The organism is Burkholderia pseudomultivorans (genome assembly GCF_001718415.1).
Taxonomy (GTDB): Bacteria; Pseudomonadota; Gammaproteobacteria; order Burkholderiales; family Burkholderiaceae; genus Burkholderia; species Burkholderia pseudomultivorans_A.
This window is the reverse complement of record NZ_CP013378.1, coordinates 3134788-3148960: the sequence shown is the minus strand read 5'-3', so window position 1 is coordinate 3148960 and position 14173 is coordinate 3134788. Positions and strand designations below refer to the sequence as shown.

The 14173-nt window shown below is 69.2% G+C and carries 12 protein-coding genes and 2 riboswitches; of the genes, 5 read left to right on the top strand and 7 right to left on the bottom strand.

Features of this window, described 5'->3' with window-relative positions; all coding sequences use genetic code 11:
• Positions 1-152: 152 nt before the first annotated feature.
• A riboswitch (cobalamin riboswitch) is annotated at positions 153-419 on the bottom strand.
• Positions 420-594: 175 nt separating this feature from the next.
• Positions 595-832, top strand: a riboswitch (cobalamin riboswitch).
• 167 nt (positions 833-999) lie between these two features.
• The 4 genes from cobA to WS57_RS26795 are packed head-to-tail and all read left to right on the top strand — an operon-like array spanning position 1000 to position 4122.
• Complete coding sequence (gene cobA / locus WS57_RS26810; RefSeq protein ID WP_069245084.1) at positions 1000-1764, top strand: uroporphyrinogen-III C-methyltransferase; 765 nt, start codon at positions 1000-1002, stop codon at positions 1762-1764.
• Entirely contained in the window at positions 1764-2138 is a 375-nt protein-coding gene (locus tag WS57_RS26805; protein ID WP_069245083.1) for a cobalamin biosynthesis protein, read from the top strand. The genes cobA and WS57_RS26805 overlap by 1 nt, the downstream gene beginning before the upstream one ends.
• Positions 2139-2172: 34 nt before the next feature.
• Entirely contained in the window at positions 2173-2775 is a 603-nt protein-coding gene (cobO, locus tag WS57_RS26800; protein ID WP_009694214.1) for a cob(I)yrinic acid a,c-diamide adenosyltransferase, read from the top strand.
• Between the two features lie 3 nt (positions 2776-2778).
• On the top strand, positions 2779-4122 hold the full coding sequence (locus WS57_RS26795) for a cobyrinate a,c-diamide synthase (RefSeq protein WP_069245082.1): 1344 nt from the start codon (positions 2779-2781) through the stop codon (positions 4120-4122).
• A 127-nt stretch (positions 4123-4249) separates the two neighbouring features.
• Here the strand turns inward: WS57_RS26795 and WS57_RS26790 are convergent, their stop codons facing one another.
• Positions 4250-5413, bottom strand: coding sequence for a M20 aminoacylase family protein (locus WS57_RS26790; RefSeq protein ID WP_069245081.1), 1164 nt, complete (start codon positions 5411-5413; stop codon positions 4250-4252).
• Between the two features lie 439 nt (positions 5414-5852).
• Between WS57_RS26790 and WS57_RS26785 the strand changes: the two genes are divergently transcribed.
• On the top strand, positions 5853-7547 hold the full coding sequence (locus WS57_RS26785) for an AMP-binding protein (protein ID WP_059601404.1): 1695 nt from the start codon (positions 5853-5855) through the stop codon (positions 7545-7547).
• 164 nt (positions 7548-7711) lie between these two features.
• Here WS57_RS26785 and WS57_RS26780 read toward each other — a convergent pair whose 3' ends face one another.
• The 6 genes from WS57_RS26780 to WS57_RS26755 form a co-directional block, all read right to left on the bottom strand.
• Positions 7712-8128, bottom strand: coding sequence for a PIN domain-containing protein (locus WS57_RS26780; protein ID WP_081056911.1), 417 nt, complete (start codon positions 8126-8128; stop codon positions 7712-7714).
• The gene (gene vapB / locus WS57_RS26775; protein WP_009694207.1) at positions 8125-8388 is read right to left on the bottom strand and encodes a type II toxin-antitoxin system VapB family antitoxin; all 264 of its coding nucleotides are present in this window, start codon (positions 8386-8388) and stop codon (positions 8125-8127) included. The genes WS57_RS26780 and vapB overlap by 4 nt, the downstream gene beginning before the upstream one ends.
• Positions 8389-8600: 212 nt before the next feature.
• A complete protein-coding gene (locus tag WS57_RS26770; protein ID WP_069245080.1) occupies positions 8601-9617 on the bottom strand; it encodes a GNAT family N-acetyltransferase in 1017 nt (338 codons plus the stop codon).
• Positions 9617-10456 (bottom strand): formyltransferase family protein, encoded by an 840-nt coding sequence (locus WS57_RS26765; protein ID WP_069245079.1) that lies wholly within the window; start codon positions 10454-10456, stop codon positions 9617-9619. Before WS57_RS26765 ends, WS57_RS26770 begins: the two co-directional genes overlap by 1 nt.
• Positions 10457-10514: 58 nt before the next feature.
• Positions 10515-12737 carry a TonB-dependent siderophore receptor gene (locus tag WS57_RS26760; RefSeq protein ID WP_059479462.1) on the bottom strand — a complete coding sequence of 741 codons (2223 nt, stop codon included), beginning with the start codon at positions 12735-12737 and terminating at the stop codon, positions 10515-10517.
• A 44-nt stretch (positions 12738-12781) separates the two neighbouring features.
• Positions 12782-14146, bottom strand: a complete 1365-nt coding sequence (locus tag WS57_RS26755) for a lysine N(6)-hydroxylase/L-ornithine N(5)-oxygenase family protein (protein ID WP_069245078.1) — start codon at positions 14144-14146, stop codon at positions 12782-12784.
• Positions 14147-14173 lie beyond the last annotated feature (27 nt).

Here is a 14173-nt window from a genome sequence, read left to right as displayed (position 1 = left end):
CCAACACGGCCGCCGGCAGCGCCGCCCGCAACGCCTGCCGTTCGCCGCGGGGCCAGGCGCGGTCGCGCGGATGGCAGCCTGGCGGCGGAATCGGGAAACGCTCGGGCGTCGGGCATGCTGCGGCCGTGGACGATGCGCCGCCTCCCCGCGGCGCTGAACCCCTTCGTTTAGGCCGGTATCCGGGCTGACGAACACGCCGCTTCGCCTTCCCGGATGCGCGCGGCATCCAGTGGCGGTCGTCCGCATGCACGCGGCATGCGGCGAAGCGGCGCTGCATCGCGCTGACGCGCGACGCGTTCGCTTACCGTTGCGGGGGCAGCACAGGTTGGCTCGACTGCGGCGCAGGCAGGCTCCCTGTTTCCCGTTTAACTGCGCGCGCCGGAGCGGCACGCGCGAGCACCAAAACGCGTGCGAGTGTAGGCGTCGCGGCGGGGAGCGTCAAGGCGGGCCAACGGCGCGCGGGCAGGATCGCGATGGAGCGCGGATGGCGCACCTTCCTTGTCGCCGATCGAAACGCACGGCGTGCGGCCTGCACGCTCGCCGCCCGCCTGTGGTCGACGCTCCGGCGAATCCGCCGGCCGCAGCGCCTGTGCTATCGTATGCGCCGCGTTCGGTGCTCGCATGCGCATTCCGCGCATGCAGTTAAACGGGAAACAGGAGGCGGACATCCGCCCGGCCTGTGCTGTCCCCGCAACGGTACGCCGCCCGCGCGACGCGTCCTGCAACGCCCGCGCCCATGCCGCCCACGATGCCACTGTCCGCCAGCCGGACGGGAAGGCTGCGGCCTGGCAAGCGGCCAGCCCGGATACCGGCCGACGCAAGGGGTGAGCCCGACGCTCGCCGAACGCCCTATCCGCGGGGGACGGATGGTGTGCGCGTTTCACCGGCCCGATACGGGTCTCTTCATTCCGCCATGTCACGCCATTTCACAGGCCGCCGCGCCGCCGGTTCGTCGCCCTTCCCCGTCGCTTCGTCACGGTTCGCGCCGTGTTGCGCGCGATGAGCCGCGCCTGGCTCGTCGGCGCCGGTCCCGGCGACGCCGAACTGCTGACCCTCAAGGCCGCCCGCGTGATCGGCGAGGCCGACGTGCTGCTGGTCGACGATCTCGTCAATCCGGACGTGCTGCGCCACGCGCGCGCCGAGGCGCGCATCGAGCACGTCGGCAAACGCGGCGGCCATGCGTCGACGCCGCAGGAGACGATCGTCGCCGCGATGCTCGCGCATTTGCGCGCGGGCCGCAGCGTCGCGCGGCTCAAAGGCGGCGATCCGTTCGTGTTCGGCCGCGGCGGCGAAGAACTGCTCGCGCTCGGCGCGGCCGGCTTTCCGGTGGAAATCGTCAACGGCATCACGGCCGGCATCGCCGCGCCGGCCGCGCTCGGCATTCCGGTCACGCATCGCGGCGACGCGCAGGGCGTGATCTTCGTCACGGGTCACGGCGCGGCCGCCGACGAGCCCGACTGGCACGCGCTCGCCGCCACCCGCATGACACTCGTGATCTATATGGGCATTCGCCGCGTCGACGCGATCGTCGCGGCATTGCGCGCGGGCGGCCTGCCGGACGACACGCCGTGCGCGGCGATCGAATCGGCCACGCGCGCCGGACAGCGGCACGTGCTGGCCACGCTCGCGATGCTGGTCGAGCGAATCCGCGCGGCGGGCATCGGCTCGCCGGCGATCGTCGTGATCGGTCGCGTGGCGGCGCTGGCCGCCGATCCCGCCGTGCAGGCCGCGCTGGCCGGCGCTGCGCGGCCGCAGCGCACGTGATGCGGGTCGCGCTCGGCATCGGCTTTCGCGCGGGCGCCAGCGCCGCGCAACTCGACGCCGCGATTCGCGCCGCCCTCGCCCGTCATCCCGGCGCGCAGCCGGTGGTCGTCGCGACGCTCGCGGAGAAGTCCCGGGCCTGCGGGTTGCGCCGGCTCTGCAGCCGACGCGGCTGGCCGCTGGTCGCATTCGACGCCGCGCTGCTCGCGGGGCGACCGGAACTGGCCGCCAGCGGTGCGTCGGCCGCCGCGTTCGCGCGCTTCGGCGTCGCGGGGGTCGCCGAGCCTTGCGCGCAGCTTGCGGCGCCGCATGGTCGGCTGCTCGGCCCCAAAACCATCCGGGACGGCGTGACGGTCGCGCTCGCCGGCCCGCTCTGAACCCTTTGTTTCGCTTTCGACAGGACCATTCCCGATGAAGACCGATGCCGAATCCCACCAGCGGATGGCCGAACGCCGCCGCGCCGGCCACGAGAAGAAACAGGCTGCCGCCGTCAACGAAAAGGGCTTGCTGATCGTCCATACGGGCAACGGCAAGGGCAAGAGCACGGCCGCGTTCGGCATGGCCGTGCGTGTGCTCGGCCACGGCATGCGGCTCGGCGTCGTGCAGTTCATCAAGGGCGCGCTGCACACGTCGGAGCGCGATTTCCTTGGCCGCGTCGCCGAATGCGACTTCGTGACGATGGGCGACGGCTATACGTGGAACACGCAGAACCGCGACGCCGATATCGCGACCGCGCGCAAGGGCTGGGACGAGGCGCGCCGGATGATCGAAAGCGGCGAGTACGCGATGGTGATCCTCGACGAACTGAACACCGTGCTGAAGTACGAATACCTGCCGCTCGACGAAGTGCTCGCGACGCTCGCCGCACGGCCGGCGTCGCTGCATGTGGTCGTCACCGGGCGGCATGCGTCGGATGCGCTGATCGACGCGGCCGATCTCGTCACCGAGATGCGGCTCGTCAAGCATCCGTACAAGGAGCAAGGCGTGAAGGCGCAGCGCGGCGTGGAGTTCTGAGCGATGCCGGCCTGTCCCGCGCTGTTCGTCAGCGCGCCTGCGTCCGGCCAGGGCAAGACCTCGGTGACGGCCGGCCTTGCGCGGCTGCACCGCCGGCTCGGCCGGCGCGTGCGCGTGTTCAAGACCGGTCCCGACTTTCTCGATCCGATGCTGCTCGAGCGCGCGAGCGGCGCACCCGTGCATGCGCTCGACCTCGGCATGGTCGGCGCGGCCGGCTGCCGCGCGCTGCTCGCCGATGCCGCGCGCGACGCGGACCTGATCCTGATCGAAGGCGTGATGGGCCTGTTCGACGGCACGCCGAGCAGCGCCGATCTGGCAGCCGCATTCGGCGTGCCGGTGGTCGCGGTGATTTCGGCGAAAGCGATGGCGCAGACGTTCGCGGCGATCGCGTTCGGGCTCGCGCGGTTCCGGCCCGACGTGCCGTTTCACGGCGTGCTGGCCAATCGCGTCGGCTCCGAGCGGCACGCGGCCCTGCTGCGGCAGGCGCTGCCCGACGACCTGCGCTGGCTCGGGCACGTGCCGGCCGATGCGGGTATCGCGTTGCCGGAACGGCATCTCGGCCTGCACCAGCCGCACGACATCGACGATCTCGACGCGCGGCTCGAGCGTGCGGCCGATGTGCTCGCGAACACGGCGCTCGCCGAATTGCCGCCGGCCGTCGCGTTCGCGGAGCCTGACGCGCCGCCGCCGCTGCCGCGCCGGCTCGCCGGCAGGCGCATCGCAATCGCGCGCGATGCGGCGTTCTCGTTCCTCTATCCGGCGAATCTCGCGCTGCTGGACGCGCTCGGCGTGCAGGTACGGTTTTTCTCGCCGCTCGCCGACGAACCCGTGCCCGACGATTGCGATGCCTTGTTCCTGCCGGGCGGTTATCCGGAACTGCATGCGGCGACGCTCGCCGGGAATGCCGCGACCGCGCGGACGATCCGCGCGCATGCGGCGGCGGGCAAGGCGATCGTCGCGGAATGCGGCGGGATGGTTTACCTGGGTGAATCGCTGACCGACGTCGACGGCGTCACGACGCCGATGCTCGGCCTGCTGCCGGGCCATGCGACGATGCAGCGTCGATTCGCGGCGCTCGGGATGCAGCAGCTCGACACGCGCGCCGGTGCGATCCGCGGTCATACGTTCCACTACTCGCGGTTTGCGACGCCGCTCGAGCCGGTCGCGTACGCGGCGCGGCCCGACGGCGCAGCGGGGAGCGGCGAAGCCGTCTATCGCCACGGCGCGATCGTCGCGACCTACATGCACCTGTACTGGCCGTCGAATCCGCAAGCGCTGGTCGCGCTGTTCGACGGCGAGACGATCTGGGGCGATTCAGCGGACGGTGCGGCGGGCGGGCAGCGGTGAATGCGCCGGCGGCCTCGTTTCGTATTCCGATGGAATAGCGTCGTATTGCGATCGTCGCCGCCGTTGCGGATGACGGATGCGTTTTCGGCACATCCGTTTCCGCAGCGCCTCTGTGCCCTATCTCCCGTCAGACCAGGAACGTCTCGGCCAGCCTGACCCAGTACGACGCGCCGGTCGGCAGCGCTGCGTCGTTGAAGTCGTAGCCCGGGTTGTGCACCATGCAGCCGCCCTCGCCGTCGCCGTTGCCGATGATCAGGTAGCAGCCGGGGCGCTTCTCGAGCAGGAACGCGAAATCCTCGCTGCCGGTGAGCGGCACCATGTCGTCGATCAGGTTCGCCTCGCCGACCCATTCGCGCGCGACGTTGCGCGCGAACGCAGTCATCTCCGCGTCGTTGACGAGCACGGGATAGCGGCGCTGGTAGTCGATCGTCGCGGTCGCGCCGAACACGGCCGCCTGCGCGTGGACGACCTCCTTGATGCGCGTCTCGAGCAGGTCGCGCACCTCGGGCTTGAGCGCGCGCACCGACAGGCGCATCTGCGCGCGATCGGGAATCACGTTCGGCGCCTCGCCCGCGTGGATCGCGCCGACCGTGACGATCGCCATGTCGAGCGGCGACACGTTGCGCGACACGATGGTCTGCAGCGCGATCACGATCTGCGCGCAGACGACGACCGGGTCGATCGCCTTGTGCGGCACCGCGCCGTGACCGCCGCGGCCCTGCACGTCGATCACGACCGTATCGGACGACGCCATGAACGGCCCCGCCAGGAAGCCGAGTCGGCCGGTCGGGAAGCCCGGCATGTTGTGCATCGCGAAGATCGCGTCGCACGGGAACAAGTCGAACAGCCCGTCGTCGAGCATGCGCTTCGCGCCGCCGAGCCCTTCCTCGGCCGGCTGGAAGATCAGGTTCAGCGTGCCCGAGAAGCGCCGCTCGCGCGCGAGGTGCTTCGCGGCCGCGAGCAGCATCGCCGTATGACCGTCATGACCGCACGCGTGCATCTTGCCGGGTATCGTGCTCTGGTACGGCAGGCCGGTCGCTTCGTGGATCGGCAGCGCGTCCATGTCGGCGCGCAGGCCGAGGCGTCGCTCGCCATCGCCGTTCTTCAGCTGGGCGACGACGCCCGTGCCGCCGAGCCCGCGATGCACGGTATAGCCCCACGCCTGCAGTTGCTCCGCAACGAGGTCGCTGGTCGCGAATTCCTCGAAACCCAGCTCGGGATGGGCATGGATGCGGTGCCGGATGTCGATCATTTCGTCGGCAAGGCCTGCGGGAATCACGCTGTGCGTCACGGTGTCGTCTCCTGGGGAATGGGGAATCGTGTCGGCTAGGATAGTCACTTCGACAGCAACCGAACAGACCAGAACTCGTGGTCGTGGCAACCGTTGGTTGCCTTGTGGGCCACTCCCCTGCGGCGAGACGGGAGTACCGGCCGTCTGCGCCCGAGGCGGCGCTCGCGCATCATGGAAGTCGATAGTTTCAGAACGCTGCACGCGCGCTTACACTTCACCGACGTGCGCCCTTCATTTGGCGTCATGCCCGCTCGAGGCGTGACGCGCACGCTGTTTTACCTGAAGAATCGACGGTCCGGCGAGCCGCACGCCGGCCGGAAATCGCTGCCTCGATGGCAGTCCAGCGGCAATCGCTCGAACGGCTCCGTCGCGGAATGTGACGCTGCGCGCGACTGCGTTGATCCGGGGATTCGAAACGCAGACATCGGAGGGTCGCGCGATGACGATTCCTGACAACGCAACCGTCGTGGACCGCTTCCTGAAGTGGGAAGCCGAGCGACACGACGCCATCTATCTGACGCAGCCCTACGCTGACGGCTCGGTCGTCGACTACACGTGGGGCGAGATCGGCGCGCAGGCGCGCAGCATCGCGGCTTACCTCGCGACGCTCGGCCTGCCCGAAGGCAGCCGCATCGCGCTGCTCGGCAGGAACAGCGCACACTGGATCATGGCGGACCTCGCGATCATGCTGGCCGGCATGGTCAGCGTTCCACTGCTTCCGGCCATCAGCGCGGAGTCGGCCCGCTTCGCGCTGGCGCACAGCGACGCGAGGCTGCTGATGCTCGGCAAGCTCGACGGGTCGACCGACAACTGGCCGAAGATCGGCGAGCGGCTGCCGCCCGGCTTGCCGCTGCTCGGGCTGCCACAGTCGCCGCGACGCGACGTGCCGCAGTGGGACGACCTCGTCGCCCGTCATGCGCCGCTCGCGCAGGTGCGCCGCCCGTCCCCCGACACCTTGTGCACGATCGTCTATACGTCTGGCTCGACGGGCGAGCCGAAAGGCGTGATGCACTCGTACCGCAGCATCGCCGCGCCGATCCGCGCGATGGAGCGCACGCCGTGGTGGCCCACCACACCCGACGAGCGCGGCTTCTCTTATCTGCCGCTCGCGCACATGGCGGAGCGCATCGCGGTCGAGACGGCGTCGCTGGCGTTCGGCTATCGCGTCTTTTTTGCCGAATCGCCGACGACGTTCGCCGACGACCTGAAGCGCGCGCGGCCGACCATCTTCTTCTCGGTGCCGCAGCTATGGAACAGGTTCTATCTGCGCGTCTGCGACAGGCTTCCGCGGTCGAAGCAGCGCGCATTGTTCGCGTTGCCGTGGGTCGGGCCGCAGATCAAGCGCAGGATCCTGCGCGAACTGGGTTTCGACTGCGTGAGAATCGCGATCACCGCGACTGCGCCCGTGCCGATACACCTGACGCAGTGGTATCGCGAACTCGGCCTCGAACTGCTCGACATCTACGGGATGAGCGAAAACGCCGCGTTCTCGCACGTCACGCGCGCAGGCCACGCGCGTCACGGCACGGTCGGTCAGCCGCAGGACGGTGTCGTCGCGCGCATTGCCGCGAACGGCGAAATCGAGATCAGAAGCCCGGGGCAGATGCTCGGCTACCACAAGCAGCCGGAACTCACCGCCGCGCAGACGACGCCCGATGGTTTCTTTCGCACTGGTGACTGCGGAATCATCGACGCGGACGGTTTCCTGACGATCACCGGCCGCATCAAGGACATCTTCAAGACGGCGAAAGGCAAGTATGTCGTGCCGCTGCCGATCGAGCAGAAACTGCTGCATCATCCGCGCGTCGAGGCTGCTTGCGTGGCGGGCGCCGGCTGCGCGATGCCGTTCGCGCTGCTGCTGCCGACGCCCGAGACGCGCGACGCGCTCGCCGCCGGCACGCTCGCGCGTGCGTCACTGAGCCGCGAATTCGACGCGCTGCGCGAGCGGGTCAATGCGACGATCGAGCGCCACGAGCAGTTGCAGTACTGCGTGATCGCCGGCACGTCGTGGACCGTCGACAATGCGATGCTGACGCCGACGCTGAAGATCCGCCGGGCCGCGATCGAGGCGCACTATCTGCCTCGCGCGGCGCAGTGGGCGCAATCGGGGCAGACGGTCGTATGGGAAACGTGAGCGGCGCGACGAACTCCTTTGAAGCGCCGGATCGACCTGGAGGGCGCCTGTACGTTTTTCGCCGTATGTACACTTTTCATGTACGCCCCAAAAAAATGGACAGGCAGCCGCGCTGAGCCTGCGATCGCCGACTGCCGGATGAAACCCGGGCAGCGCCTGCGCCCTCAAGCCGCCCAGTCCTCGAACGACAAGCGCTCGACCCGGCGGAATTCGCGACTGTTGTTCGTCACGAGTACCGCGCCGGCCGCGATCGCATGCCCGGCAATCGACGCGTCGTTCGCGCCGATCGGCGTGCCGCGCGCGGCAAGCGCCGTGCGAACGGTGACGGTCGCATCGATCGCCGCCGTGTCCCACGGCAGCACGCCGTCCAGCCGCGCGACGAAGGCCGTGACGAGATCCGCATGCTTCGGCGACGCTTTCCTGCCGATCGCGCCGAACCGCATTTCCGCATAGGTAATCGCCGACACGACGATCCGGTGCTGCGCATCGACGCACGCCTGCAGCCGCGACAGGACCGCCGCCGGCCGCTCGCGCATGATGAACGAGCAGATGTTCGTATCGAGCATGTAGAGCGCGGTCACCGGCCGGACTCCGTCGGCGCGGCATCGTCGCCGGGCAGGTCGAAGCGGCCGGATTCGACGACGGCCGGACGTTCGGCGAGGAAGTCGGCGTCGGCCAGCGGCTCGCTCGCGAGCGACATCCAGGTCGGACGCACCGGACGCAACAGCAGCGTGTCGCCCTCCCGGCGGATCTCGAGTTCCGTCACCCCCTCGAATTCCATGTCCTTCGGGATGCGGATCGCCTGGTTACGGGCGTTCTTGAAAATGGAAACGGTACGCATGAGCCACTCCACGGGACTACGATGCGCTCATTCTAAACATATGCCGACATATGTCAATGCTGGGGCACGCGATCCGGACATCGTGCCCCATCCTGCGTCGTGCGTTTCGGCCATGTCGCCATCCATCCTGTCGTCGAGAGAGAGCGATCCATTCTTCACGATGCCGGCGACGCGCACCATTCCCCGGCCGGCCGATGCTGCGCGCCGGCCGGTCAAGGCAGCCGGAACGTGTCGAAGAACGTGTCGCGCTCGATCATCGTCAGCGCCGCGCGCTTGTGCGGGAAGTCGAACTCCTTCAGCGTGTGGAAGCCGAGCCGGTGCATGTACGCGATGTGCCGCACGTGATCGACGCGCGGTTCGCCGACGAGCCGCTGCGTGCGCGGGTCGTCGACGAACATGTAGTGCAGCACCCCGCTCCACCACGCGTGCAGCTTGCCCGCGCTCTGGAAGCGCGAGTCGCCGATCAGCAGATGCAGCCCGCGGTCGTAGTCGTGCGCGTCGTAGAACGGCGCGAGCCGGTCCTCCTTCGCCCAGTAGAACTCGAAATACCCGAACGGCGTGTCGTCGAAATAGCCGATCATCGGATGCATGTGCGGATCGGCCAGGCGTTCGGCGAGATACGCGGCATGCTCGTCGCGCGTGCCGCGCTGATCCCAGAAATGGGCGACGCGATCGAGGTTCATCCAGCCGCTGAACAGGTCCGCATGCGCATCGACGTCGACGGTGCGCAGGCTGAACGTCATCCCGACCGGCGGCATGTAGCGCGCGTAGATCTCGCCGGCCGGCGTCGGCGGCCGCACCGGATGCCGGTGGCCGTTCGTGATCGTGTAGCGCAGCGGCATCCCGCCCGAGGCCGGCGCCTTCAGCCACGGCTGCGGGTTCTGCCAGAACGTCGCGCGCGATGCGCTCGCGTGCAGCCGGTCGCCGACGCTCTGCGCGCCGTCGACCACCCCCTCTCGCACCGCGCGGGCGACGTACGACGCGACCGCCGCCGGATCGGCGCCGGCCAGCGGCAGCGAGACCGTCGCCGCGTCGCGCCGCACGTCGGTATTGAACAGCGCGACGAACGCCGCGAGCAGCGCGGCCGGCGGGTCGTCGGGCCGCCACGCGTCGAGCCGGTGCACGGCCTCGGGCGCGACCTGCCCGTGCGCCGCGCCGTCGAGCGCGGCAGCCACTTCGCCTTCGACGGCGTGCGCCGCGTCGGCCGGTTTCGTCAGCGTGTCTTCCATCACAGTGCTCCCGCGTCGTGGCGGTCGGCGAGCACATGAAGCCCGCGCTCGAGCGCCGGAAACAGGCTGCGCTGGAAGTTGTTCCAGCGCAGTTCGAGGATCGTGTCGTCCGGCGCGATCGGCGTGTCGAGCACGTCGCAGATCACTTCGCCGGAATCGATGCCGTTGTCGACGTAGTGGAACGAGGCCCCCGTCATCGTCACGGGTTCGACGGGCGTCGTCGCGCCGGTCGCCCAGTCGACCCGCTCGCCGCGCGCGCCGTGCAGCGCGTCGAGCGTCGCCCAGGCGCCGCGCCGCTGGTACGGCGATGCGTCGGCCGTGATGCCGGGATGGATGTTCGCGATGCGCCGGTGAAAGCGCGCGCCGGGCCGCACGAGTTCGTCGAGGATCACGAGCAGCCCGTCGAGCACGACGAGGTCGGCGTTCAGCTCCAGCAGGCGTTCGAGCAGCCGCCGCTCGAACGCCTGCTTGCCCGCCACGCGCTCGCGCGCGTCGCGCGGCAGCCGCCGATAGATCGACGGGATCGAGCAGAACAGTGCGTCGACCGGCCGGCCCTGCACCGTCAGCCCGTCCGGCAGGATCCACGGGCGGCCCGGCGTGCGCGCGAACCCGTAGTCGGCGAGCTTCGCGCGGTCGGCGGCCGAGCCTTCGTCGTCGTCGACGATCACGCCCGCAAGCGTGTAGCGCTCGCCGAGCGGCGAGTCGTTCAGCCGCTCGACGAGGAATTCGAGCGGCGCTTTCATGTAGCGCGTACCGCCCCGGTAGGCGACCGGCTGGCCGGCGCGATCGGCTGCGCCGTTGCGCAGCGACTGGATGTAGACGAGATTTTTCTTCGGCATGAATGCGTCGTGGAAAACGGACGAAGGCGCCGCGGCGGGCGAGCCGCGGCGCGCATCGTCACCAGTTGTATTTCGCGGTGGCGATCACCGTGCGATCGTTGCCGAACATGCAGACCGAACTCGACTGGCAGCCGCTGATGTAGTGGCGGTTGAACAGGTTGGTCGCGTTCACCGCGAAGCGCCAGTTGCGCACGTCGTAGTGGATCGCCGCATCGAACAGCGTGTAGCTCGACACCGTCAGCGAGTTGTCGGTGTCGCCGGCCGACGCGCTCTGGTAGCGAATCCCGCCGCCGAGGCCGAAGCCCGACAGCGGGCCCGTGTGCCACGTCCAGTCGGCCCACAGCGACGCGATCTGGCGCGGGCGCGGCACGTCGACCGGCCAGTTGTTCAGCGACGCGTCGTTGGCTTTCACGACCTTCACGTCCTGGTACACGTAGGACGCGATCAGCGACAGGTTCGGCGTGACCTTGCCGGTCGCGCTCAGCTCGATCCCGCGCGAGCGTACTTCGCCCGCCTGCACGGATGTCGTGCCGGCTGGATCGAGACTCGTCGGCGTCGCCGTCAGCACGTTGGTCTGGTTGATCTGGTAGATCGCCGCGTTCAGCATCAGGTTCTTGCCGGGCGGCTGCCAGCGCAGGCCGGCCTCGACCTGCCTGCCGCGGGTCGGCTTCGGCAGGCCGCCGCCGTACAGGCTCACGCCGATCAGCGGATTGAACGACGTCGCGTAGCTGATGTACGGCGACAGCCCGTAGTCGCCCTGGTACGTGAGGCCGACGCGGCCCGTAAACGCGCTCACGTCCGCCTTCGACTGCGTGCCGGCCGCACGATCGTCCATCCGCATGTTGACCCAGTCCTCGCGGCCGCCGAGCGTCAGCGTCCAGCGGTTCCACTTGATCTGGTCCTGCGCGTACAGGCCGAACGTGTTCATCGCCGTGTACGTGTTGGTGCGGTACGTGGTGTCCGGATTGGAGAACACGGCCGTCGTGACCGGCGTGTACACCGGGTTGTAGAGATTCAGCGTCGGCGCGGCGGCGAGCCATTCGCTGTCGGTCGCCGTCTGGCGGTTGTACTGGAAGCCGAGCAGCAGCGTGTGCTGGAGCGGCCCCGTCGCGAAGCGGCCCTCGACGTTGTTGTCGATGTCGAAGCGGCTGTAGTTCATCTGGAACACGCCGGCCCAGCGGTTGACGTCGGTCAGCGAGTCGTCCGCGAAGCCGGCGCCCCACACCGAGCCGTTGTCGAGCGACAGGTGCATCAGGCGCGTGTTCTGGCGGAACGTCCAGCTCGGCGTCAGGTTCCGCTCGAACTGATAGCCGACCGACCACTGCTTCTTGCGGTAGTAGTTGAAGTTCGGATCGCCTTCGTACACGTCCTTGCCGAGCTGCCCGTTCGGGTTCGGCAGCACCGTGCCCTGCGCGGGCAGGAAGTTCGACGAGATGTCGCCCCAGTCCTGCAGATAGGTCGCCGACAGCGTCAGCGACGTATCCGCGTTCGGGCGCCAGCGGAACGACGGCGCGAGCGCGACGCGCTGGTCGTTGTTCGGGCCGGTCACCGCGTTGCCGTCGCGCGCGACGCCGACGAACCGGTACGCATACTTGCCGTCCGGATCGAGCTTGTCGCCGACGTCGATCATGAACTGCTTGCGCGCGTAGTTGCCGATCTCGACGCCCGCTTCACGCACGCGCTCGCCGTCGGCCAGCTTGGTGTGCACGTCGACGATCGCGCCCGGGTCGCCCGCGCCGTACAGCACGGAGGTCGGCCCGCGCAGCACGGTGATGCTGTCGATCATGTACGGGTCGACGCGCCAGCTCGACAGGTTCAGCGTGTTCGGCACCTGCAGCCCGTTCACGTACGCGGTCGGCGTGAAGCCGCGCAGCGCCGCGTACCAGTCGGAACGGTTGTCCGAACCGTACGACGAGAAGCCCGGCACGTAGCGCAGCGCCGTGTTCACGTCGGTCGCGCCCGTCATTTCGATCTGCTGCGCGGTGACGACGTTGATCGTCTGCGGAATCTCGTTGATCGGCGTGTCGGTCTTCGTGCCGGTCCGGCTGCGCTTCGCGACGAGCCCGACCGTGCCGTCTCCTTCCGAGGCCGCGTTGACGCTGATCGTCGGCAGCGTGCCGTCGCTCGCGCCGTTCGATGCGGCACTGCCCGTCGATGCCGCTGCGCCCGCATTCGCGGCCGGCGCCGTCTGTGCGAATGCCTGCCCGGCCGCCGCCGCCCCGAACGCGATGCTCGCCGCGGCTGCGATCGCACGCACGCGCGTGCCTGTTGCCCACTCCATCTTGTGTTGCTCCACTTGTCATGCGGTCTCCGACCGCGCTTTTGTCAAAGAGCGAAAGCCATGCGGCCCGCGCTCACCCCGTTTTCGTGTCGTGCGTGCGCCGCGCCGTCGTCCTGCACGGGCGCGATCCCGCCTTCGAGCGACGCGCAGATCTCGTCCGCGCGGCGCGCCAGTACCGACAGCAGCGTGTCGGACAGGCCGTGGCTGTCCTCGCAGCAGCCCTGCAGGTAGATGCGCGGTGCGAAATGCTCGGGCGTCGCGAGCAGGTAGTCGCGCGTGACGTCGCCGCGCAGCAGCGCATCGCCGAGATGCGGCGCGAGCCCTTCGAGCAGCGCGGCATGCGTGTCGCGCCGGTAGCCGGTCGCGAGCACCAGCGCGTCGAAGCGTTCGGTGCGCACGTCGCCGCTCATCCGGTCGCGCAGCGTCAGCTCGATGCGGCCGTCGGCGCTGCGCGCCGCGGCCTCGATCGCGCTGTTCGCGAGCAGCGCATGGCGCGGCGTGCCGTCGATGCGCTGCAGGTACAGCATTTCGTAGATCTGCTCGATCAGCGGCCGGTCGACCACCGCGTAGTTGGTGTCGCGGTAGCGTTCGAGCAGCGCGCGCCGCGCGTCGTGCGGCTGCGCATAGACGACGTCGGTGAAGGCCGGGCTGAAGATCTCGTTGACGAACGGGCTGTCGTCGGCCGGTTTCAGCGCGCCGGCGCGCATCACGAGGCTGGCGTCGACATGCGGGAAGCGGCGCGCCAGATCGACGAACACCTCGGCCGCGCTCTGCCCCGCGCCGATTACCGCGACGCGGCGGCGTTCGCCGTCCGGGGCGGCGACGAGCCGGCCGATGTCGTTCAGGTACGACGACGAGTGGATCACGCGATCGCGGCCGAGCGCGGCGAACGCGTCGGGAATCGCGGGCGTGCCGCCGACGCCGACCGACAGCGCGCGCGTGACGCGCTGGCGCTCGTGCCCGGCGGCGTCGCGCGACAGCACGCGCAGCGCGTCGATGCGTGCGCCGCTGCCGCGCACCGGCTCGATCGCGGTGACGGTCTCGCCGTAATGGACCTGGTCGTCGAACGCATTGGCGACCCAGCTCAGGTAGTCGTGGAACTCGACGCGGGTCGGATAGAAGTTCTTCAGGTTGACGAATTCGTTCAGCCGGCCGCGCTCGAACAGGTAGTTGATGAACGTGTAGCGGCTGGTCGGATCGCGCATCGTGACGAGATCCTTCAGAAACGAAATCTGCATCCGGCAGTCGTCGAGCAGCATGCCGCGATGCCAGCCGAATTCCGGCTGCTGCTCGACGAAGCAATGCGCGAGCGCGCGCGTGCCGCTGCGCTCCGCGAGGCGCACGGCCAGCGCCAGATTCGACGGCCCGAAGCCGACGCCGATCAGGTCGAATACGGTTTCTCTCTGCATGTCTCAGCTCCCTTGTCGGTGAAACCG

Excerpts from the sequence above, each read along its gene's own strand:
- WS57_RS26765 (WP_069245079.1), bottom strand. The coding sequence starts at position 10,456 with ATGCCGAAGAAAAATCTCGTCTACATCCAGTCGCTGCGCAACGGCGCA.
- WS57_RS26770 (WP_069245080.1), bottom strand. The coding sequence starts at position 9,617 with ATGGAAGACACGCTGACGAAACCGGCCGACGCGGCGCACGCCGTCGAA.
- WS57_RS26760 (WP_059479462.1), bottom strand. The coding sequence starts at position 12,737 with ATGGAGTGGGCAACAGGCACGCGCGTGCGTGCGATCGCAGCCGCGGCG.
- WS57_RS26805 (WP_069245083.1), top strand. The coding sequence starts at position 1,764 with ATGCGGGTCGCGCTCGGCATCGGCTTTCGCGCGGGCGCCAGCGCCGCG.
- vapB (WP_009694207.1), bottom strand. The coding sequence starts at position 8,388 with ATGCGTACCGTTTCCATTTTCAAGAACGCCCGTAACCAGGCGATCCGC.
- WS57_RS26795 (WP_069245082.1), top strand. The coding sequence starts at position 2,779 with ATGCCGGCCTGTCCCGCGCTGTTCGTCAGCGCGCCTGCGTCCGGCCAG.
- WS57_RS26785 (WP_059601404.1), top strand. The coding sequence starts at position 5,853 with ATGACGATTCCTGACAACGCAACCGTCGTGGACCGCTTCCTGAAGTGG.
- cobO (WP_009694214.1), top strand. The coding sequence starts at position 2,173 with ATGAAGACCGATGCCGAATCCCACCAGCGGATGGCCGAACGCCGCCGC.
- cobA (WP_069245084.1), top strand. The coding sequence starts at position 1,000 with ATGAGCCGCGCCTGGCTCGTCGGCGCCGGTCCCGGCGACGCCGAACTG.
- WS57_RS26755 (WP_069245078.1), bottom strand. The coding sequence starts at position 14,146 with ATGCAGAGAGAAACCGTATTCGACCTGATCGGCGTCGGCTTCGGGCCG.